The sequence below is a fragment of the Paenibacillus pabuli genome (assembly GCF_039831995.1).
Lineage (GTDB): Bacteria > Bacillota > Bacilli > Paenibacillales > Paenibacillaceae > Paenibacillus > Paenibacillus pabuli_C.
Genome location: NZ_JBDOIO010000004.1, coordinates 16,738 through 39,275, shown reverse-complemented (window position 1 = coordinate 39,275; position 22,538 = coordinate 16,738). Strand labels below are relative to the sequence as shown.

Genomic DNA, 22,538 nt, shown 5'->3' with positions numbered 1-22,538 from the left:
GAAACAACTCATGAATTCAGATCGAAAATTGCGCTGGGGCATTCTTGGTAGCGCTAGCATTGCCAAAGGTTCTGTCATTCCTGGTTTGCAACAATCGGAGTTGAATGAAGTGGCTGCGATCGCAAGCCGGGACGAGGAAAAAGCGAAACAAACTGCTGATCAGCTTGGAATCCCCCAGGCTTACGGCAGCTATGAAGCACTACTGGAGGATGACTCCATTGACGCTGTTTATATTCCCCTGCCCAACCATCTCCACCGGGAGTGGACGATCCGTGCGGCTGAAGCAGGCAAACATATTTTGTGCGAGAAACCACTCGCGTTAACCGAGCAGGAAGCTCACGAGATGGCGCAAGCCTGTGATGATGCCGGAGTACTGCTCGCCGAGGCTTTCATGTATCGTCATCATCCCCGTTACGACCAGATCAGAGACGTGATCGCCAGCGGTGAAATTGGGGAAATTCGCGGCATTCATAGTACATTTTCGTTCAATAATTCCGGCTCATCAGGCAATGTCAGGTTCAAGCGTGAATGGGGCGGCGGTGCTCTCTATGATATTGGCTGTTATTCCATTAGTGCAGCACGACTGCTGCTCGGCCAGGAACCTTCTGCGGTTACGGTTATCGGCATGTTCTCCCCTGAGCACGACCATGTCGACATGATGGCTTCGGGATTGCTTGAATTCAATGACCATGTCGGCGTTACGTTTGACAGCAGTATGTGGGCTGCATTCCGCAATACACTGGAGGTGCTGGGATCGGATGGCATTATCGAAGTTCCGTCCGCATTTATCAGCAATCCGGACCGCAGCTCGAACTTCTACGTCACAGCTGGTGGCGAGCGCAGGGAAGTTGAGGTCCCTCAGGTCAATCATTACTCCCTGCAGGGGGATGACATGGCACGTGCCGTACTTCAAGGAAAAGATCTGCGTTTTGCTTCTTCCGATGCGGTAGCCAATATGAAGGTGCTCGAAGCTTGTCTTCGTTCGGCAGAGGAACGTACACGAATTACACTATAAGCGAGGATGGTGTGAAAAATGGAATTCATTACGATTAATGGTGCAGGAAAACCCATTTCCCGATTGATCAAAGGTACGGATTATTTTGTGCATGATGCTTACGAAAAGGCTGCAGCGAACATGGACGCATTTCTGGCGATTGGCGGAAACACCGTGGATACGGCTCACATCTATTGCGGCGGACAGAGTGAAGAAGTGCTCGGACGCTACATGCAGGAGCGCGGCAATCGTGATCAGGTTGTCATTCTGACGAAAGGCGCGCACCATGATATGAACGGCCCCCGTGTCAATGCCGATGCGATTCGCAGTGATCTTTTGGACAGTCTGGAACGTCTGCAAACGGAGCATGTCGAGCTGTATGCATTGCACCGGGACGACCCGAATATTCCTGTTGGCACCATTCTTGAAGCACTGAATGAGCATATTGAGTCTGGTAAAATTGGTGCAATCGGGGCCTCCAACTGGACTTGGCAGCGTCTGGAGGAAGCCAACACGTATGCGGCTGCACATGGCCTGAAGGGCTTCACATTCAGCAGCCCGAATCTCAGCCTGGCCAAGGCGAACGAACCGTTCTGGGCTGGCTGTGTGTCGGCAGATGCGGAGACGCTGGCATGGCATGAACGGACACAGCTTCCGCTGCTGTCGTGGTCTTCACAGGCACGTGGATTCTTCACGGGCCGATTCACGCCGGAGGTACGGGACAATGCCGATCTGGTTCGTGTCTTCTACAGTGACGGTAACTGGGAAAGACTGCGCCGTGCCGGAGAATTGGCCGAATCGAAAAATACAACGGCCATCCAGATTGCGTTAGCTTATGTATTGAATCAATCCTTCCCGACCTGTGCACTGATCGGCGCGCAGAATCGCGATGAGTTATTATCCTGCGACGAAGGCTCTCGCCTGACCCTGACTGCGGACGAAATCGCTTGGCTTGACCTTGCGAGCGATGCCAAACCGGTTGTATAACCGCAAGGACTGGACGAAACGGAAACACTTCAAACGCAGCACGGTTTAAGAGACGGTACTCTCCGCTTTCAATGCGGGAGGCCGTCTCTTTTCCTTACTAAAGTAAATAAAGAGGGCACCAGCCAGAGAAACACTGGAGGTACCCTCAAGTAAATATATATATAAGTAACTTGGGCTAGGCCCGTCTTACAGTTTAACGATTTGGCCTGTCTTCTCGGATTCGAACGCTGCCAGAATGACTTGCAGGGAACGAAGACCTTCTTCACCGGAAATGGTTGGAGGCGTTTGAGTCACAATGGATTCCACAAATGCATCGATTACACCACTTGGTACCTGCTTCTCATTGGTTGCCATAGCACCAACTTTGTACGTTTCAACCGTACCGTTGGTCAGCTCAACAATTACTTCGTCGCCTTCGACCGTTCCGATTTTCATGACACCATTTTCACACCACAGAACCGTACTGTTATCCCCAGCTCTGTATTGAGTCCAGCTGGCAACGAGCGTACCAATGGCACCACTCTTCATGCGAAGCAAGCATGTCGCATTGTCATCCACTTGGGTGCCTTCTTTGTGCAGGGTGCTGATGAACCCAGCCACTTCGGACACTTCATCGTTCAGCAAATAGCGGATGAAGTCAGACTTGTGTACGCCCAGATCACCCATGGCGCCCATAATGGCTTCTTCCTTACGGAAGAACCAGCTCTCTGCTCCGTCTACACTCCATGCTTCCGGTCCTGGGTGACCAAAGGAAGTACGGAAGTTCAGCACTTTACCCAGTTTGCCGGAATCCAGAATTTCTTTTGCTTTGACGTGTGGAGGCATCAGGCGTTGGTTGTGTCCAACCATCAGATACACACCATTTTTCTTGGCAGCTTCAATCATTTGCTCGCCTTCTTCGGTTGTAACAGCCATTGGCTTCTCAACCAGCACGTGCTTGCCTGCATTCGCAGCGGCAATGGCCATGGAGGCATGCAGATAGTTAGGCGTGCATACGCTAACAGCATCAACCGTTTCGTTTGCAAGCAGCTCTTCATAGCTGGAGTACGCTTTACCGCCATAAGTTTCGGCCATTTTCTCCGCACGCTCCACAACTGGATCGGCAAAAGCAACAAGTTCTACGTTTTCATTAGCGGCGTATTCTGGAATATGTCTGCGTTCAGCAATAGCTCCACAGCCGAATACAGCAACTTTAATTTTACTCATGGATAAATGTCTCCTTTGACAAGTAGATTCAGCATTTGCTTCGTTTGATTCAAATTCGCTTCAATTAAAATTGGTTCAGATAGTTTTGTTTCAGCCAGTTATAGCTGTTGGCTACGCTTTCAAGCGGAGGATTCTGACATACGTCCTGTTCCACGATCAGCCATTCCACGCCTGCACTCGTTGATGCTTCAATAACTGCTGGCAGGTCAACCGAACCTTGTCCCAGTTCCAATGTTTTCATCTGACCTTGTTCGTCTTTGCTGAAGTCCTTCAGATGCAGAAGCGGCAGTCGGCCCGCATATTGATTAATATATTCGATCGGATTTTGTCCCGCAAATTGGACCCAACATACGTCCATTTCCACTTGTACAGCCTCAGGCGTAGTTTCAGCGAACATGGCATCAAAGGCATTTTTGTCGCCAACTTGGCCATGGAATTCGAAGTCATGGTTGTGATAACCAAAGATCAAACCTTGTTTCGCTGCTTCCGCACCATATTGCTGCAGTTCAGCGAACAACTTAGTCCAGCCTTCAGCATTGTCAGGACGATCTTCAGGCATGAGGTAAGGACAGATCATATATTGAGCCCCAATCGTTTTGAGGTAATCAATTTGTTTTTGTAAATCTTCGCGCATCGCGTGCAGGGAAACGTGGCTGCTGAATCCTTTGAGACCTAGCTCATCCAGCAATGCTTTCATCTCTTCGGCAGGAATGTCACCATAACCAGCGAATTCCACACCTTCATAACCAAGCTCTGCTACCTTGCGCAATGTGCCAGGGAAATCTGCTGCAGTTTCATCACGGAGGGTGAACAATTGCAAACCAATGTTAAGTTTTTTCATGAATGATACACCTCTGCTCTCAAATTTGCTTTCATTGCTCTATCTGGTATCATCCTACCTCAAAACAGGCTAGAATGAACATATACAATATCGTCAGAACATGAACTATCTGATCGAATTTTTATTCCAGTATTTTGCATCACTATGATTTCACCTATAAAAGTGCATGCACGATACCTATATTGGAGGATTGCATCTTTGGAACCGTTGAAGACTTCAGTACTGATCTGTGACTACTCTTATCACTACAAGGCATTTAACCACAACATGAAGGGCGAGCTGCAGACCTACCTGTTCCGTCTGCAAACCGAAGGCTCTTGCAAGGTATATGTGCAGGATGAGGAATTTACGATGACCAGCGGGGATTTGCTGCTGTTGAAACCAGGAGATGACTATCATCTCGTGGTCGAAGAACCGCATAAGGAAGGCCGATTGTCCAGCGGGGACTATTATTTGTTCTGTGAAGGATCCTGGATTGATCAATGGTGGAAGCGAATTCAGCGTCCTACCGTGAACCGAATTGGACTGGATGACAAGCTGGTCAGCCTCTGGCGCAATATTTTGCTGGAGCAGCGCAGGGGACCTCTTGAAGAAAATGAGGAGTTAAAAGACGCGTTATTACGCGGACTCTGTCTGTACATCGACCGCGCCATCAATGAAAGTCTCCAGACGGATCGGAGCGTCTCCTCCACCCTGAAGCTAAAGCGATTCATTGAGGAACATGCTACCGTTACCTTTAAACTTGAAGAGGCAGCCCGTTATGCCGGTCTAAGCCTGTCACGCGCCGTACGGCTGTTCAAGGAGCACTACGGCAAAACCATGATTCAGTACGCCATTGAAATTCGCCTCAATGTGGCATTGGAACGCATGAAATACAGCGAGATGACACTGGAGCATATTGCCGAGACATGCGGCTTCGCCAGCTATTCCTATTTCCACCGGGTATTCCGCGCTCACTTCGGGATGTCTCCCCTGGAATATCTGAAATCCCATTCTCACCCCTCTTTTGATATGGAACATGTGTAACACCATCTGGAATCTCGAACCCATGGCGACCTGTAAACAGGTGACGTATATGGGTTCTTTGAACTTTTCACAGTTCCAAATTTACTCATGACTCCTTCCGCATAACCCTGTATAGTTAAAATTATAGCCATTTACAAAATCAACCATCATTAACGGAATTTCCATTAACCTTCATTGGAGCGATACATATGCCTCATTCACGTAAAATACTCATTATTGAAGACGAGCAGGACATTTCACGCATTGTAAGAGACTATCTGAACAAAAATCAATACGACGCCGCAGTTGCCGCCACTGGACAAGATGGATTGCAGCTGATGGACATGCTGCAGCCGGACTATATCATTCTGGACATTATGCTTCCGGATATGGACGGTATCGATGTATGTCGTGAAATAAGGCAAAGAAACAATATTCCCATTCTCATCCTGAGTGCAAGAGGAAGTGATACAGACAAGGTGCTTGGTTTGGGCTTTGGGGCAGATGATTATATGACAAAACCCTTTTCCCTGAGTGAGCTGCTTGCGCGAATCAATGCTCATTTCAGGCGGTATGACCGTCTTACATCCGAGCGTGACGAGACACATCTCCTTCGTCTGTCCAATCTGGTGATCGACAAAAAAGCGTACAAGGTTACGCGAAGCGGAAGTGAAATTTCACTTTCTGCGAAGGAATTCGAACTGCTGTATTACCTGGCGAGCCACAAAAACCAGGTGTTTTCCAAGTCGCAGTTACTGGATGCCGTTTGGGGATATGATGCTTACGGGGATGAAAATACGGTCACTGTATATATCCGAAGGTTGAGAGAGAAAGTTGAAGCCACCCCCTCCCAACCCGTTGTTCTGAAGACAGTCTGGGGAGTCGGTTACAAATTCAACCACGAATAAGATAGATGGGAGACAACAATCTCAATGTCGTTACTCAATGGGTCCAAACGCTGGCTGATCACCGTACTTATTCTGCTGATTCTTATCCTTGGGTGCAGCCTGACACTTGCCGCGGATCGGTTAGGTCGTCATACAGAGGAGTCCAACTTGTCCATTAATCAGGTCCGGCTCAGCATCAACCCGGTAATGCTCGCTTTGGAGCAGAATCATTATCAACTCGACACCCCGGAGGTTCAGGAAACCGTTCGTGCCATCGCCAAAGAGCAAGGCATCCAGTTATCCTATGTCGGCCTGGACGGTACGATCATGCTCTCTTCAGACCCATCTTCTGAAGGAGAACGTATCCATCTGGCATCTGCCTTGCATTATGATCTGAACCATTCGGTGTATGCCAAAAATGGAGAGGATGATGTGCTGGACATTGCTTTTCCTGTCCTTCATGCTGCTGATGGAGTTCAGATCGGAAATGCCATCTTTACCATCCCTGAAGCCATGGTTACTGTCCAGCCTTCATCGGCCCTGCCCCATCTGGTTGCAGGCTTCTCGATCTTGATCGCGCTTATTCTGGGCATTCTCCTGGTAACCATGCATCGCAAAATACATAAACGATTACTGTCACCGGTCAATATGCTTCAGCATCATGCTGAATCTATTCTCAAGGGACAGTACGATAAGCCAATTCATTATAAACATGCAGACGAAGTCGGCGAATTATATGCCATGTTTGATCTGATGCGTACCGAAATCAAGTATTTGAGTGAACAACGCACGAAGCAGGAACAGGCGCAAAAGGAACTCATCACCAACATTTCGCATGATATCAAAACGCCCATTACAACAGTTAAGGCGTATATTGAAGCAATTACTGAGGGGATGTGCACAGATGAGGAAACCCTTATGGAATATATGCGAATCATGCAGACCCACACAGACAGAACAGCCCAACTGGTTGAAGATCTGCTAATTCATGCGCTGCACGAGCTGGGTCAGATTTCCGTTGAGCCGCGTGAAGTTTATAGTGGTCCCGCTTTCGAAGCCATGCTTGGATCATTCGGACCTGCTGTACGCATTAAAGGTCTAACGTATGAAACGCCTGAATCCGTTCCGAATGTGTTAATCCGCATGGACACCACAAGGATCGAACAAGTTCTGTCCAATCTCATATCCAATGCACTGAAACACACCCGCCATGGGGATATCATTCGTGTCCATACAGAGCTGGAAGCCGATCAGTTCATTGTGACGATTGCAGACTCTGGTCAGGGAATACGGGCTCAAGATGTGCCTTTTGTATTTGAACGTTATTTCCGGGGGCTAGGTTCACTTGTGTCCAGTCACGTGCAAGAGGGTACAGGCCTGGGCTTATCCATATGCAAAAATATTATTGAAGCTCACGGGGGACGTATATCCTTTTCAAGCAAAGAGGGGCATGGAACCAGCTTCCGATTCAGTCTGCCGATCTGCTGACTCGTCGCAATCCATTAATGCGGGCATCCAGCCTGTAATACTTTATTCATAATTTGATAAGACTTCCTCAACATCCCACCTCTAAAATAAACCGTATACTGCAGTGGGGAGTGATCTTCTTGAGCAAAACGACCATTATTCGGGCGCATAACCTATACAAAACATACAGCACAGGCCCGGAGCAATACCATGCCATACGTAATGTTGATCTGGATATATACAAAGGGGATTTCACGGTCATCATGGGTAACTCGGGTTCGGGCAAATCCACCCTGCTCTATCTGCTGAGTGGTCTGGACCATGTGACTGCTGGTAAAGTCTATTTTCAGGAGCAGCGCATTGATGCTTACAGCGAACGGGAAATGTCTGATTTTCGTACTCGCCGGATTGGTTATATCTATCAGAGTATTAATCTGGTGCCGGATCTCTCCATTCGAGAGAATATTGCACTGCCGGGTTACATCGCCGGGACCAAAAAGAATGATATTCAGCTGCGGACAGCCCAATTGATGAAATCCTTGGATATAGACGGTCTGAGCAGCCGTCTTCCCTCCCAGACCTCAGGAGGCCAGCAGCAGCGAGCCGCCATTGCACGTGCTCTGATCAATATACCGGACGTCCTCTTCGCCGATGAACCGACTGGAAGTCTGAATGTGGAGCACGGTAAGGCTGTTCTCGACATTCTGACAGACATTAATCGAAAAGGACAGTCCGTTGTCATGGTCACGCACGATATCAAGGCTGCCTGCCGTGCCGATCGTCTCATATTGATCCGGGATGGCAAGGTTGGCGGCATTCTCGAATTCGAACCATATCGTGAGCATCAGGTTCATGACCGTGAGGACATGATATTTGCCTTTGTATCGGGGAAGGAATAACGATGGCTGTCATGTGGAAACTTAGCCTCTCCTATCTGAGCAGAAGCAAAATACAAAACTCGTTTATCGCTCTGCTCATTCTTCTATCCACGCTGCTGTTGTCTACTGCAGTCATGATTCTGGCCAACACAGGTAATCAGTTTAGAGAAATGCATACCCGCACCCATGGATCACATCAGATTTTGACTTTTGAAAAAGGTCTGAATGATCCGAAAGCTGTTCACAACTGGTGGGCTTCCCAGGAAGGCGTTGATGTGTCTGACTTGCTTACGTATCGTACGCTATCGGGCATCTCGTTTCATGGCACGGATATCCCTAATGTCTACCTTTACATGATAAACACCCCTTCAACTCCGGGGGCTGTAGATAAACTGATTTTTTCAAGCGGAACATCACAAACGGTTCCCAAACAAGGTTCGGTCTGGATTCCCACTTCCATGGCGAATGCCTACGATATCTCGGCAGGAGATGCCATTGGCTTCAAAACCGGAACCACAACCATCGAATTGAACGTATCCGGCATTGTGGTCGATGTCCCCTATGGGGCACCATTCACCAATACAGCACGAGTCTGGATGAATCCTTCGGATTATTTGGATGATGTCCAATCCCTTGCGGGAAACGATAATTATATGATGGGTATCCATTTCGACGATTACAGTGCACATTCAAGTTATTGGGAACAGTACTCGCTTGAGGCAGGCGGTCCGTTTCTGGAAACCAAAATGGAGTTTGAGAGCATCTCCTCTTTCTACCTGATCATTAATCAAATGATCGGATTCATCATGGTTTTCCTAGGGGTTGTCATGCTTGCCATCGCTCTGATTACGATCGGATTTACAATTTCAGATGCCATCCTGGCCAACTACAAAACGATCGGCATCCTTAAATCACTGGGACTGACCTCGGCGAAAACGATCGGTACTTATGTCATCCAATATTCATTACTTTCCTGTATAGCCATCCTTCCAGGACTTGGGCTCAGTGTGTGGGTATCCAAATTCATTATCAATATTTCCGTGTCTTCTCTTCGTGTGGCAAATCGTAACATCCCGGTCGAAGGGGTAGGCTCAGCCATGCCGGTAGGCGTATTCTTGTTCGCCATGATCCTTTTGTTTGTTGTCATGTATGCCAAGAAAGCACGGAGTATTCAGCCGGTGCAGGCCATCCGTTATGGTATGTCGGAGATGGACAATACCCGGATGGCACGGAGAATGAACTCCCCGCTGACCAGTCTGTTCGGGTTCGCGCGCCTGCCAGTAGCTGCAGTGATCGGTGTCCGCCATGTCATCAAAAACATCAAAAGTTCTGTTCTAATGCTCCTGCTGACAACAATAGCCTCTTCCGTACTGGTTTTGGGGTTTGTTCTGTTAACCAGCATCACCGGAATTGTTCAGACAGCTGCCAAATGGGGTTATGACAATGCCAACATCGCTGCTGTAGTTGTGAATAAAAGCACCTTCCCTAAAGAGGATTTCAAACAATGGCTACAAGAAGATGCAAGAATCAAAAATGCCGGTTGGCAAGGAAACATTACTGGCGTAGTTAGCCCGGACCCTTCGAGAGATGCAAAGGGGCAAATCAGCAGTATAGCTCTGAGTGTACTGGATGGAAGTTATCAGGATCTTGGATTTGAAACATTAGAGGGAAATAATCCGCAGCAGAAGAATGAAATGGCCATCGGCGTGGGTGTAGCTGAGTCCTTAAACAAAGAACCGGGTGACTTTCTGGAACTTTATATTGAAGGGGAAAAGCGCACATTCCTCATCACAGGAATTTATCAAGCCATTGCCAATATGTCCATCTCCGGACGAATTACGATGGAGGCTATGAATACGATCCGTCCGAATTACGGTGATTTCGATGCCATATTCATTAATTTGAATGACCCGCTGGAAGCGGAACATGTTGCCAAGGAGATGAATAATCACTTTAAAAAATCCGCTTCCGTTGTAACGCAGAAGACACTCCTCGATTCGGTCTATTCCGAGGCGGCAGACATTCTAATTTACCCCATGAGCCTGCTCGGGCTGCTGTTTATCCTGGTTACTTTTATTATTATTTTCAGTACCTGCCGAATTAGTATTCGCAAAGAAAGCCGAACGTATGGCATCTACAAATCGCTAGGATTGACCTCTCGCCGCATTCGGCTGTCGATTGCCATGGGAGTATCGGCCCTATCCGCCATGGGCGCTCTGCTGGGAATCCTGATTGGCGTGTATGTGCTGCCTATTCTTCTTGAAATGATCCTTGCTGACTATGGTATAGTACAGCTTCCTCTTATTCTGAATGGAGGTGGAATTGTCATATTTGCTTGCATAGGCATTATTGCAGCAGCCCTCGGCTCCTGGTTCTCCTCCCGTGTCATTCAAGAAACTTCACCACGCATGCTGGTTATTGAATAACTTTTTATGGGTATAGGCATATGAAATAGCCTTCTCAGATCCTTCGCGGGGTCTGAAAGGCTGTATGGTTTGTCCAGATATCACTCCGTTGATGATCCCTGATTCTTGATTTTGATTTTAATGTCGTAAGTAATCGGGATTTCACTGAATGTCTTATCCCAATCCGGTTTAACCTTTTTCCATACCTTTGGATATTTAATGCGTAGTTTCTCGCCAAACCCACCAACATCCACCTTGTACTTGTGCTGCATTTTATCCAGAGCCTGTTTCACCTGCTGTTCAGCGATCTTTTTAAACTCCTTCTCCAATTTGTGAATGTATTCTTCGTCTCCTTCTACTTCAGGAACCGTCCAATCTTCCATGAACCAACCTTCCGATTCCACTTTAACATGAAACGATATATCATCCCCTTTGACAGTAGGGATAATTTTGCCTTTGGTATGCTTAATTTCATATACGACCGTACTCCCAGTTCGTTCCTCATATGTTTTTAATACGCCTCCCTTAGGCCTTTCCTGTATCCACGACAATCCTTCGAGATCTGCTTGGCTTAACGTTCCAATAAGGCGTTTTGTCTTCGAGTGATATATCCCTGCGCCTGAAAATTTATGTTCGCCTTTATATGAGATGACATTTTGGAGGAGAAAGCTTCTGCCAGACTGCATTGTTGCGTCCAACTTAGCCAGTGACACGGCGGGTATGATTTTGTTTGACAAGTATGAATTGTCCACAAGACCTGTCAGGTAAAATGCCGGGATTTCACTAGGATCATTGGAGTACAAGGCATCAATGGCTTTTTCATTACTCACCACGACCAGACAGCTTGGCCGAATATCGTTATCACGCAATACAAAATCGAGTAATTGTTCCAAGCTATATTTCCGTGAGATTTCTTGAGAAACGACGATAACTTTCAAGTGATGCCCAATAAGGGGGCGGTCTCTTCTGAGTGCAAACTGACGGAAAATTTCTAATAGAGAATCCCCCGTTAATTGTTCGTTAAAATAGGATTTACCCGCTGAAGGAGAACCTTGCTGGCTATTGGATTTCGAAGAATCCTTAGGTACAATCTGAACTGTGGCGGTAATATTGTTTTCTTTTGGATAATAACCGCCATGAGCGTTTACATCCTTTTCAAATTCCGTTTGCTCGGCGACATCTATCCCCAGAGCCACGTAGACGCCCAAGTCCTCGATCTCTTTACTGCTCCAGCATCCTGTCTGCGTGAATAACATGCATAACGATACAGAAAACAAGATTAGCTTCTTCCAAGGAATATTCATTTCTTCTGGCCTCCTTTCTTACGAACAACACTTAACAGCAACAAAAGGGCAGGAAGGATAGCAAACAAACACACAGATACTTTCCCCAAAAAGTCACCTAATGCAAAAGTCTGGTTGACGTCATTTGGAAGAAAGGCAATAAAATAGATAAGGGCAACTAATATAAACATAGCCCCCAGTATTTCCTTCCGCTTGAACAATTGCGCACTTCCTATGGAAGCACCGTATAACGTGACGGTGAATGTCGAAAAAATTTGCATTATCCAGATGACCAGCAGCAACGATTCAAATCGTTCAAATATCAATCCCTGAATCTCAAAACTTCTCATCAAATCAAGTGTAGGCCAGGTTCTGGTCTTCATGCCATTAATGGACAGGCTACCTACCACCATGATAACCGTTACCAGATAGATTAACATAGGGATAGCCGTTCCCCAGATCATCGCCTTATTTCCTTTTTCAGGATTCTTCATATAAGCCATGATGACAAACATGATCTCATAGCCTGTATATGACAAAAGTGAAGGCTTCAACCCTTTAATGACTGGCATAAATCCTTCACCAAGCACAGGTCTCAGATTGTTAATCTCAAACACTTTGCTGCTAAGCAGGATAGCTATGACAAAGATAACAATTGTGATCGGCAAAATAATCTCGAACAACCTAACGATCGCATTCAGGCCGCCGGATATCAGATAGATCCCAATCCACATAAATCCCATGACAATCCCCCAAGTTGGCGTACGCTCAAGCAGATATAAATTAGTCACTTCCGCCAATACCCTGACTTCAAATGCAGATATTACGACGAAGTACAGGATAATCGCCATACTGATTAACATGGCAATCCACTTGCCTGTAATCTCCGGAACAAACTGGAACACGGTCTTTCCTGGAAATCTTCGGCACAGCTTAACCATGATGAAACCAATGAGCAGGATTATCAAACCCGAAATGATAATGGACATCCAGACATCCGGCGTATTCACTGCTTCCACGGTTGTCCGGGGCAAGGTCAGGATGCCTGCTCCCAGCATGTAGTTGATGATCATGATCGCAGCCTGAGTTGTTGTTATGGGAGTATAGGAAGGCTTCATTGATTTCACCTCTTCATCAGTTTCATAGCCTTGTCCTCATTTCTTGCGATCCTGATCTTTGGGTTTCATCATGTAAGGGCGTTTCTTCATCATGCTCATTGGCGCCCTGATCAGAAAGTCCTTCCAGTCCGACAATCTATAAGGAACACTTGGGCTGACATATGGAACGCCGAAGCTCTGTAAGCGTGCAAGATGACTGCAGAGCAACAGGATAAACAAAACCACCCCGTACAAGCCAAGAATAGCTGCACTAAACATGCCTATGAAACGCAGAATCCGCAGCGTTATCCCTGCGCTGTATGTGGGAATGGAGAATGACGAAATTGCCGTAACGGCAACGACAATTACGAGAAACGGACTGACAATCCCCGCCTGTACGGCGGCATCCCCGATAATGAGACCGCCGACGATGCCCATCGCAGGTCCAATCGGTTTCGGCAGACGTATGCCAGCTTCGCGCAATATCTCAATGGCCGTCTCCATAATGAGTGCTTCAATAATGGAGGGAAAAGGTACTCCTTTTCGCGTCTCAATAATGGTCAATGCCAGTTTGGTCGGAATCAGACCCGGATGAAAGGAAATAAACGAGATATACAAGGCAGGTGCGAGAAGTGCAATCATGGCTGCCAGAAAACGAAGCATGCGGAGAAAGGTCCCCGGAATCCATCGTTCATAGTAGTCTTCCGGTGATTGCAGCAGCATGCTGAAGGTGGTCGGCACAATCAATGCGAAGGGTGTACCATCCAGCAATATCGCAACACGCCCTTCAAGCAAAGCACTGATAACCCGGTCCGGTCTCTCGGTATTTTGCACCTGCTGAAAAGGACTCAGTTGATCATCCTCAATGAGTTGCTCTACATACCCAGATTCCAACATGGCGTCCACATCCAGCTTCTCAATTCGCTTTTTTACTTCAGCTACTATCTCGGGGTTGGCTATATCCTGAATATACGCAATAACCAGATCCTTTTTGATCCGTGTGCCTACTTCATATTTCTGTATGAACAGACTCTGATTACTGCCATATCGCCGTAGTACCCCCGTATTATCACTCAGACTTTCCGTAAAACCAATTCGCGGACCTCGGAGCAGGGCTTCGGACAACGGCTCTTCAATACTGCGCGTTTTTCCTTTGGCTGATCCGATCAGAAGAGCACCAGGCATGCCATCAATAATTAGAGCATTTTTACCTGACAGAACACCCAGGGCCAGTTCCTGCAATGATTCCGTTTCTTCTACCTGACTGACCGGCAGCAAATGATTTTTCAGATATCCCTTAAGCAGATGAGCATTTTCCGGATGAATGAAGGCATCCTGTTTCAGTTCGGGTACCCCTCTTAACATAAGAGGCGTGATCAAATGGTCATCGACCAACTCCTGATCTACCAGACCATCGACATACATGACAGCCGCAGGCGTATCCGTACCATAGATGAAAAACTCCCGGATATGTACGTCGGCATTCTGGCCAAAGGTTTCTTTTGAACTGATCAGATCTGTGGTATAGTGCCCCGTCAGCTTGATGTTCGCATATGCCCCGGTTTCGATTCCCTGCGCTTGGTCAGGACCATTTGAAGAGGAATCACAGGAGCTTTGCTTCTGCTGTGAATTGGGGTTCGTGAATGCACCTTTTCTAATGGAAGAGCTCATCCATCGAGCTACTTTTAATATGACGAATGGAATAATCACAACCAAAAATGCCTGCATCCATATCGACCATTCAGGTACAAATGATAATATTTTGGACCACATCACCCTCACCCCAACATTTCTCTATGCTGTACACCACAACCTACATGTATTTCTGAGTATTCTTTCCCCGAAGGCTCACAATAATTCCCGTTTTTTTGGCGTAATAAAAAAGCAGGCCTCTGTTAAGGAGACCTGCCTCATTTGTACCGTTCATCACATTCTATGGAAAGAGAAATACATATTAGACAATCATCCACAATACCAGGAATTATCCGCGAGGCAGCTTACCCGCATATTTGCTGCGCAGTTCAGCGAGCCTCTCCAGCTTGGATAACGCCAGCTCCTTCTGCAGCAACCCCACAGTGAGCACCAGCTGTTCCATAAGCAGAAGCGGAGTAACCATAGAGTGGAATTCCCCCAGCTCACCGCGGCTCACATAGAAAGACAATTCCGTTGCCAGTCCGTATAACAGATCCTCCCGATCCGTCACGAGTACAGCCTTACTGTTTACTTCCTTGGCATAATCCAGAATGACTTCTGCTTCAGGCAGCAGACGGGTAAAACTCATTAGTAAGACCATATCCTCCTGCTGCATGTGCATCAGGGATTCCAGCAATTCATGTCCGCTTCCGGCCAGATGGATGACCGTTAAACCAAATCTCGATAACCGGAATGATAGCAGCTCTGCCAAACCCGCTGAGGGCCCCGGCGCATAGATATATACTCTTCTTGCTTCAGCAAGGATGGAAGCGGCCTGCTCCAGATCTCCCTGCTTCATATGGGATAACGTCTTCTGCAGATGGGACACCGAGGCTTCCAGCAATTGCACAGGCAGGCTGCTTGTGTCCATGCGGGAGATCGTTTTATTTAATTTGAGAGCAGGTGTCGTGTCCTCGGAGGTACGCAGCCGGATTTTGAACGCTTTGGCATTGTCATATCCAACAGCACGCCAGAAGCGCGAAACGGTGGCTATACTCACTCCGAGCCTGTCGGCGATTTCCTGCTCCGTCATGAATAATATCTCTTCGGGGTTACGTTCAACAAAATCGGCAATTTTCAGATGACCAGGTGATAGCTGTTCTTTTTGGGCAAATAAATTCATTCCGGATCCACTCCTTTTCTAGCTCTGCCATCAGTATACCAGCTGTGTAGAGATCAAGTGGTTTAAGTATGTAATAAATTTTTCATTAAATTTTATACTTGTAATAAATATTACGATCGATTTACAAATCTCTTCCTTTGCGTTAATACTCTGCCCCTAGACTGTGGCTATGATCAACAACATTCAGGGAGGTATGTATCGATGAAGAAGATGACTGAGCGTTATACGCTGACGTCTTCACAGAAAATGATGGTGTTTGTGCTTTCCATGTCACTGTACGGCTTGTCCAACATGTTTACAGAGCTCATCCCCAAGCTGCAGCTTGGACCCATTGAATTGTCCGTTGAATATTTTGCTTTTATTCCACTGACGCTCTGCATCCTGTTCCATCCCATGATTGCCGCTCTCGGTGCTGCTCTTGGTGAAGTCATCTTCGGTGAGCTGATGCTGGGGCAATTCGGCGGACTCGGCGAACTGGAGAAATTCATTACTTTTTCCTTCGCGATGTATGTCGCCGGCCGCATGGTCCGTGATCCCCGCAATCGCAGGCAAGTCGGCATCGCAGCCATGACCGGGGTCATCATTCATCAATTTCTCAGTTCATTGGTCGATATCGGCAAAGTATGGATTGGCGTGGAAGAACTCGAAGCCGTTCCCGGGCTTGCCGAGAGTGTTGTGCTGATTGAAGGCGTTGGGTTCCTGAATGACGTATTATTCTCGGGTATCCTGTTCGCTCTGCTGCCTACGCTTTACCTTGTTCCTCTTCTCTATGGCAAAATCGAGCCACTGCTCGGCATCAAACCACGTAATCCTGGCATGAAGTATGAAGGTATCGGTTTCTTCCGTCCGAAACTGTTCCTGGTCGGTCTGCTGCTGCTCGCACTGGCTTTTGGTGCAGAATCCTTGTCTGAGATGGACATCAACTTCGCCGTATGGGAAACGGACTATGCAGATCAATACGGTTCAGCCTCGATCTGGATTAGTATCGGCGCTGCCGCTTTCATCGCGGTCGTAACCATATGGATCATGCGAGCGAAACGGAGCAAAAGCAAAGTGGCTTCCGGTACGGAGAATCGTCCTTATGCCTAATATACCTTCTTCTGACTCTGCTACTTCACCAGCTACCGCCATTGCTATCCGTAACGTTACCTTTACCTACCCGGGTTCGGAAGAACCTGTTCTGAACGGAGCTTCACTTGAGCTTCCCCGCGGAAGTTTCACTGCCATTATTGGAGGCAACGGATGCGGCAAGTCAACGATGTGCAAATTGTTCAACGGCCTCATTCCCCAATTCTACACGGGAGACTTCGCGGGTGAAGTACATGTGCTGGGTATCCCTGCAGAAGGTCAAAGTGTTGCAGACCTGTCCAGAAAAATTGGATATGTCTATCAGGATTTTGATAATCAGCTGGTGCGTCCAACCGTGCTTGATGAAGCTTGCTTTGCTCCGCTGAATTACGGACTGGCCAACTATAAGGAGCTGGGTGAACGTGCGCTGACGATGTGCGGTCTGGACTCCATCCACAATCGGTACATCTGGGAATTGAGCGGCGGGCAGAAGCATCTGCTTGCGCTCGCTGGGGCACTATCCATGGACCCAGACATTCTCATCGTGGACGAACCCGTCTCCCAGCTGGATCCACAGCATGCCAGACTCATCTATGAATGCCTGTATCGGTTAAATACAGAGCACGGCAAGACCATTATTGTCATCGAGCATCATACTGAATTTATCGCCGACTTCTGTGCGAATGTGGTCCTGATGGACAAAGGTCGTGTTCTGTGGAATCTGCCCGTCAAGGAAGGTTTGAATCGTATCACAGATCTGGAGCGGCTGGGCATTCAGCCACCTGAAGTAACCCGTGCAGCCCTTCAGGCTGCTCCATTATTGAAGCGAGATCAGGTAACCCACCGCAAGCAGCTGCATCATCAGCTCCTTCCAATCACGGTGGAGGAAGCCGCGGGTTATTTTAAAAAACAGCAAGCTGCTGCGATATCCGCACTACTGGCCGAACAGGGCAGACAGCCCCGTGCTGCGGAGAGCAAGGTACAGTCACTGTCTGAAGAACATACGAATGCTGCTGCTCTCCCGATTGTACAATTCAAGGATACACGTCTGCGGTATAGAGGCCTTGGCAAAAAAGAACACGAAATCATTCGCGGTGTTAACTTTTCACTCCATGAAGGAGAACGGATCGCCCTGGTAGGCAACAACGGTGCAGGTAAGTCTTCACTACTCCGGCTCATGGCCGGCATCAGTCTGCCTCAGGAAGGCAGTGTCAGTGTGCTTGGGGATATCACACATCGTTCATCCTTGGAACAGCTGGCCGGCCGAGTCGCTTATATTTTTCAGAATTCGTCGGAAATGTTTATCGAAGACAGTGTGCGCAAAGAGGTCTCGTATTTCTTGAGAACCCGCCGCATCCAGGGAGCCGATGAGCAAATCGCACATGTACTCGATCGCTTTCGGCTTACCCCGTTACAGGAGCGGGATGCCCGTCTCCTCAGCGGTGGACAACAGCGACGCGTTACCCTTGCGATCGGCGCAGCCATGAAACCCTCTCTTATGCTGCTGGATGAGCCTACCGCCAACCTGGATCTGGCTACGCGGGAGGAACTGATCGGCGTGTTGGATGAACTGGATCAACATGTCCGGACAACCGTGATTGCAACTCATGACATGCAGCTGGTTACCCAATGGGCCAGTCGTGTCATCGTGCTTCATGATGGACGCGTTGAAGCAGATGGAACACCTGCGGAGGTGTTTGCCAATGAGCCGCTTCTGCGTCGTTCGGGACTTGCTCTTACTCAGATGATGGAACTTTCGCATCGGTTGGGTATGTCCGCACTATGCGCGACTCCCGAGACATTTGTGGAGAACCTTTTGAATCATTCGTTTACCAAGGAGGAAGGCATTGATGCAGCTTGTCCGCAACTGGTTTGACAAAATATCGATTGAACGCATTCAGCTGGAGTTGATGAATACCGTGTATGGCAGCGGTCATGCGAGCCTGGCACGAATTGATCCGCGTGTCATGCTGATCTGGTATCTCTTCTTTGCCATCGTTCCCTGGTTCATTCATAATGGCACGGTGCTGCTTGGCATGTTTTTGCTCATGGTCACCACGACCATCCTGTCACGCGCTGCTCCCTTCATCATCATCATTCTATGTCTGGGGCTGATCGGTCAGGTGGGCTGGATGTTTATTATCTCGCTGTTCTTCGGAGGTAGTCTGGAATCAGCATTTCCGTTATTACTCTTAACCCTGAAGCTGTCGATCGTCTCCCTGGCAAGCATCACCGTCTTTTCGGGTATGGACCCGGAACGAATCGGGGATGGCCTGCTGGCACTCGGAATGCCTGCGGCATTCTCGTTCAGCCTATCGTATGCATACCGTATTCTGCCCGTCTTGTTTGGTGAATTCCGCAACATTATGTTGTCCTACAGATTGCGCGGTCAGGTTCCTTCCAAACACGGCTGGTTCTACTGGCGGCTCGTCGTCTACTATATGAAACTGTTTGTTGTATCCTTTTTCCCGTTAATGCTGGCTACCGCCAAGCGTTCCCGCACTACTGTGGAAGCACTGGAAACCCGTGGTTTCTCGTACGGAATGAAGAATGCCGATTCGAAACGGCTGAAGCTCGCCCATCTGAAGATTACCCCACGTGATATCGGTTTTCTTGTCGGGTCAGCGATCTATGCTGCTCTCCTCTTCTGGCTGGGTGCACATTATGAAATTTTGTAATTCATATACTTAATCATTCATGGAATAAAAGGAGTGTCTCTATATGCGTATTGATCTTCATACTCACGGCAAATTATCCAAAAACTCTGATTTCTCCGTCGACTACTTCACTGAAATGGTCACCGAGGCCAAGGCCAGCGGACTGGACGCCCTCGCGCTTACCGAACATTTCAACACTCGCCACTTCTACGATGTTTACGAGACGCTGGATCGTCTCTATCCATACAACGGAGAATATTATGACGCGGACGGACTGCGCATTTTTCCCGGGATGGAAGTGGACATTCAGGAGACAGGGCACATTTTGCTGATAGGTCAAAAAGAACATATCCTTGCCGTTCGTGCCGGCCTGGAAAATTATACAGCCAAGGGGTCATTCATTCCCTTTGCGGACCTGCTTCATCTGGCCGAAGCCTGGCCCTTGTTCAAAATTGGTGCACATCCTTTCAGGGAATCCACTCCCCTGTATGAGCTGGATCGCAATCTGCTTGGGCGCCTGGATTCCTTCGATCTAAACGCGAAAGATATGTACAAAACCGGCATCCAGACCTGCCGCAGTCAGGTTGAATCGTTCGCTCAGTCCCTTGGCAAACCCGTAACAGCCGGCAGTGACACGCACCAATGTCTGCAATACGGCAGTGTATTCAATGTATTGGACCGTCCTTGTGTATCTGTTGCCGAACTGAAGCAGCTAATCCTCGCCGGGCATTACACCATTGAGGTTTCCTCAGACCTGCCTCTTCGCGTCAAAGCCTCGGTAATGCTGAAGAAAGTCATGAAACGCCTTGCCAAGCTCGAAGCCGCCAGCTTGCAGGAAGTTTAATCAATAGTGCGTGCGAAAACTTATCATGTAGTGGATCAATGTATAGCGCAAAAGGACCTGCTCACGAAGAGCAGGTCCTTTTCTTGTCCATATGACTAAAATCTATTAGGCTCCATAACAACAATTGATAACCGCCAAGTACAGACGAATCACGTCTCCAGCAGATCGACACGTTCTGAACGTTCATTTTTCTTGTATTGGGTAGGCGATTCGCCCATGGTCTTGGTGAAGAGAATCGTAAAATAATTCGCATTCTGATAGCCCAGCCTATGAGCGATCTCACTCACCTTCATGTCCGTCGTGGTCAGCAGGCACTTCGCTTCTCCCATTCTTCTGTAGACAGTATAGCGAATTGGGGAATCATCATACTTGTGCTTAAACACATGGGATAAGTAGTACGGGTTCATATGAAAATGCGCAGCGATATCCTGCAGTTTCAAGTGCTGTAGGTATTTCTCATCAAGATATTCCTTGATCCGCACAGCCAGATGATCCGAATCTTGCTTTCGTGAAACATTCGGTTGAACCAACCTCTGTATTAAGGCAAGCAGTGCATCGAGCAGTCCTTCGCAAATCTTCTCATAACCTGCCTGTTGATTGGACGATTCCTCATACATGAAGTCAAGCAGCTCGCCGATTCTGCCAGCGTACCCCTCAGTTTTAATATATGGAGATGCGTTTTCGGGAATGAGGTGCTCTCGTCGTGACCCATCTGAATAGATATGGGCTATTCCACAATAATAAAGACTGAGTGGACAGACCGGAGAGGTACATTGCTCATGAATGACACCTTGGTTATAGATTAACAAATCGCCTTTTTGCACGGTATAAGGATGTTCGTTTATTTTAATAATGCCTTCCCCATCAGACACATAGACGATTTCACTGATATGCTCATGCATGTGACTCGGGAAATTCCAATTGGGATTGCCATTGACTTTGCCTATATACAGCAACCGGGAGGACGTTTCTTTTCTTGTCTCGTTCATTGCTGTCTCCTCCTATATCCATGCTTGATCTCTCTCTAGCTGTATTAATATACCCTGTTTGCCACAGCAAGATCTATAATTTTTCAGAAAAACAAAGCAAGATCTTTCATTGTCTTCCCCTCTCCATTTCCTTATGATGAGTCATGCACCTGCACATTAATCACATTTCAAGGAGTCGAAATCGATTGAAAAAGCTGATTTTTTATATCATCGCCATTGCGACAGGAGCTCTTTTAAGTTTTGAGGGGGCACTGTACGGCAAGCTTGGGGAACATGTCGGCACGTTGGAAGCTGATTTTTATAATTTCTTCATGGGTGCGATTATCTCATTGATTCTGTTGATTTTCTTCGGCAAAGGAAACCTCTCTGCCCTCACCAAATTTCCAAAATGGAACCTTCTCGGTGGTTTGCTCGGGGTCATCTACCTGCTGACTTTAGTCATTGGTGTTCCGATTGTGGGCGTAGGAATCTCCATGATTGCCATAGTCGTTGGGCAGATGGTGACCAGTATTCTAATTGATCATTATGGATGGCTGGGAAGCAGTCGCAAACCGGTGGGAAGCAAACGAATGGCCGCCTTGGTCTTGATGCTGGGTGCGCTTGCTCTAACTTTATTCTAAAGGAGGATTACCATGGGCACAGGTTTATTGATTGTTATCGTTACTTTGATTGGTGGAGCCGTGCTTAGTGCACAGTCCTCCATTAATGGCACCATTAGCCGTAATATCGGTCTGCTGGAGACGGTATTTTTCACATTTGCGTCAGGTACGCTGATTCTGGCCATACTGGTTAATTTTTTTGGCAGTGGGCACCTGCTCGACTTGCTTCATGCACCCAAATTGCAGCTCTCTGCTGTATTCATGGGTTTTGGATATCTGTTCCTGTCTACTTTTGTTGTTAATAAATTGGGTGTAACGCCTGCCAACCTTACGGCAATTGTGGGTCAGATTGTTGCGGGTTTTATTATCGATGCAACGGGGCTATTCGGCAGTGAGCTGATTGAATTTTCCTGGCAGCGGGCTGTATCCCTCTTGCTGATGTTAGCTGCACTCGCTCTGATTTTCAGTGAAAAAAATGATGAAGTTCAAGCAGTAAAGCTTACAAGGTAAATGAGT

20 protein-coding genes are annotated in these 22,538 nt (G+C 47.6%); 13 read left to right on the top strand and 7 right to left on the bottom strand.

Translation table 11 applies throughout. The features are described from left to right. The first annotated feature begins 10 nt into the window (after positions 1 to 10). Complete coding sequence (locus ABGV42_RS19680; protein ID WP_347383327.1) at positions 11 to 1,015, top strand: Gfo/Idh/MocA family protein; 1,005 nt, start codon at positions 11 to 13, stop codon at positions 1,013 to 1,015. An 18-nt stretch (positions 1,016 to 1,033) separates the two neighbouring features. Beyond that, positions 1,034 to 1,981: an aldo/keto reductase gene (locus ABGV42_RS19675; RefSeq protein ID WP_347383326.1), complete on the top strand. Its 948-nt coding sequence runs from the start codon at positions 1,034 to 1,036 to the stop codon at positions 1,979 to 1,981. A 186-nt stretch (positions 1,982 to 2,167) separates the two neighbouring features. On the opposite strand, the gene ABGV42_RS19670 is transcribed toward ABGV42_RS19675, so the two are convergent. After that, on the bottom strand, positions 2,168 to 3,187 hold the full coding sequence (locus ABGV42_RS19670; RefSeq protein ID WP_347383325.1) for a Gfo/Idh/MocA family protein: 1,020 nt from the start codon (positions 3,185 to 3,187) through the stop codon (positions 2,168 to 2,170). 64 nt (positions 3,188 to 3,251) lie between these two features. After that, positions 3,252 to 4,028 (bottom strand): sugar phosphate isomerase/epimerase family protein, encoded by a 777-nt coding sequence (locus ABGV42_RS19665; protein ID WP_347383324.1) that lies wholly within the window; start codon positions 4,026 to 4,028, stop codon positions 3,252 to 3,254. Positions 4,029 to 4,235: 207 nt separating this feature from the next. Here ABGV42_RS19665 and ABGV42_RS19660 point away from each other — a divergent pair, with 207 nt between their 5' ends. The 5 genes from ABGV42_RS19660 to ABGV42_RS19640 all read left to right on the top strand — a co-directional run bounded on the left by ABGV42_RS19660 (position 4,236) and on the right by ABGV42_RS19640 (position 10,691). Next, on the top strand, positions 4,236 to 5,054 hold the full coding sequence (locus ABGV42_RS19660) for a helix-turn-helix domain-containing protein (RefSeq protein WP_347384436.1): 819 nt from the start codon (positions 4,236 to 4,238) through the stop codon (positions 5,052 to 5,054). A 188-nt stretch (positions 5,055 to 5,242) separates the two neighbouring features. Further along, positions 5,243 to 5,941 carry a response regulator transcription factor gene (locus ABGV42_RS19655; protein ID WP_347383323.1) on the top strand — a complete coding sequence of 233 codons (699 nt, stop codon included), beginning with the start codon at positions 5,243 to 5,245 and terminating at the stop codon, positions 5,939 to 5,941. A 24-nt stretch (positions 5,942 to 5,965) separates the two neighbouring features. Then, positions 5,966 to 7,408, top strand: a complete 1,443-nt coding sequence (locus tag ABGV42_RS19650; RefSeq protein ID WP_347383322.1) for a sensor histidine kinase — start codon at positions 5,966 to 5,968, stop codon at positions 7,406 to 7,408. Between the two features lie 119 nt (positions 7,409 to 7,527). Beyond that, a complete protein-coding gene (locus tag ABGV42_RS19645) occupies positions 7,528 to 8,286 on the top strand; it encodes an ABC transporter ATP-binding protein (RefSeq protein WP_347383321.1) in 759 nt (252 codons plus the stop codon). Positions 8,287 to 8,288: 2 nt separating this feature from the next. Next, positions 8,289 to 10,691 carry an ABC transporter permease gene (locus ABGV42_RS19640; RefSeq protein ID WP_347383320.1) on the top strand — a complete coding sequence of 801 codons (2,403 nt, stop codon included), beginning with the start codon at positions 8,289 to 8,291 and terminating at the stop codon, positions 10,689 to 10,691. An 80-nt stretch (positions 10,692 to 10,771) separates the two neighbouring features. Here the strand turns inward: ABGV42_RS19640 and ABGV42_RS19635 are convergent, their stop codons facing one another. From ABGV42_RS19635 to ABGV42_RS19620, 4 genes are all read right to left on the bottom strand, one after another. Next, positions 10,772 to 11,974, bottom strand: coding sequence for a Ger(x)C family spore germination protein (locus ABGV42_RS19635; RefSeq protein WP_347383319.1), 1,203 nt, complete (start codon positions 11,972 to 11,974; stop codon positions 10,772 to 10,774). Then, positions 11,971 to 13,071: a GerAB/ArcD/ProY family transporter gene (locus ABGV42_RS19630; protein ID WP_347383318.1), complete on the bottom strand. Its 1,101-nt coding sequence runs from the start codon at positions 13,069 to 13,071 to the stop codon at positions 11,971 to 11,973. Before ABGV42_RS19630 ends, ABGV42_RS19635 begins: the two co-directional genes overlap by 4 nt. 36 nt (positions 13,072 to 13,107) lie before the next feature. Continuing rightward, positions 13,108 to 14,823 carry a spore germination protein gene (locus tag ABGV42_RS19625; RefSeq protein WP_347383317.1) on the bottom strand — a complete coding sequence of 572 codons (1,716 nt, stop codon included), beginning with the start codon at positions 14,821 to 14,823 and terminating at the stop codon, positions 13,108 to 13,110. A gap of 208 nt (positions 14,824 to 15,031) precedes the next feature. Continuing rightward, positions 15,032 to 15,865 carry a MurR/RpiR family transcriptional regulator gene (locus ABGV42_RS19620; protein WP_347383316.1) on the bottom strand — a complete coding sequence of 278 codons (834 nt, stop codon included), beginning with the start codon at positions 15,863 to 15,865 and terminating at the stop codon, positions 15,032 to 15,034. 201 nt (positions 15,866 to 16,066) lie between these two features. Here ABGV42_RS19620 and ABGV42_RS19615 point away from each other — a divergent pair, with 201 nt between their 5' ends. From ABGV42_RS19615 to ABGV42_RS19600, 4 genes are read left to right on the top strand one after another with little or no spacing between them, the layout of a single operon-like run. After that, positions 16,067 to 16,954 carry a cell division protein FtsQ gene (locus ABGV42_RS19615; protein WP_347383315.1) on the top strand — a complete coding sequence of 296 codons (888 nt, stop codon included), beginning with the start codon at positions 16,067 to 16,069 and terminating at the stop codon, positions 16,952 to 16,954. Beyond that, positions 16,947 to 18,809, top strand: coding sequence for an ABC transporter ATP-binding protein (locus ABGV42_RS19610; RefSeq protein WP_347383314.1), 1,863 nt, complete (start codon positions 16,947 to 16,949; stop codon positions 18,807 to 18,809). Before ABGV42_RS19615 ends, ABGV42_RS19610 begins: the two co-directional genes overlap by 8 nt. Further along, a complete protein-coding gene (locus ABGV42_RS19605) occupies positions 18,784 to 19,611 on the top strand; it encodes an energy-coupling factor transporter transmembrane component T family protein (RefSeq protein ID WP_347383313.1) in 828 nt (275 codons plus the stop codon). Before ABGV42_RS19610 ends, ABGV42_RS19605 begins: the two co-directional genes overlap by 26 nt. Before the next feature lie 43 nt (positions 19,612 to 19,654). Further along, positions 19,655 to 20,434: a PHP domain-containing protein gene (locus ABGV42_RS19600; protein WP_347383312.1), complete on the top strand. Its 780-nt coding sequence runs from the start codon at positions 19,655 to 19,657 to the stop codon at positions 20,432 to 20,434. A 149-nt stretch (positions 20,435 to 20,583) separates the two neighbouring features. On the opposite strand, the gene ABGV42_RS19595 is transcribed toward ABGV42_RS19600, so the two are convergent. Next, entirely contained in the window at positions 20,584 to 21,423 is an 840-nt protein-coding gene (locus tag ABGV42_RS19595; RefSeq protein ID WP_347383311.1) for a helix-turn-helix domain-containing protein, read from the bottom strand. A gap of 185 nt (positions 21,424 to 21,608) precedes the next feature. On the opposite strand from ABGV42_RS19595, the gene ABGV42_RS19590 reads away from it, so the two are divergent. Beyond that, a complete protein-coding gene (locus tag ABGV42_RS19590) occupies positions 21,609 to 22,043 on the top strand; it encodes a DMT family transporter (RefSeq protein ID WP_347383310.1) in 435 nt (144 codons plus the stop codon). A gap of 12 nt (positions 22,044 to 22,055) precedes the next feature. Further along, positions 22,056 to 22,532 (top strand): DMT family transporter, encoded by a 477-nt coding sequence (locus tag ABGV42_RS19585; protein WP_347383309.1) that lies wholly within the window; start codon positions 22,056 to 22,058, stop codon positions 22,530 to 22,532. Positions 22,533 to 22,538: the final 6 nt, after the last annotated feature.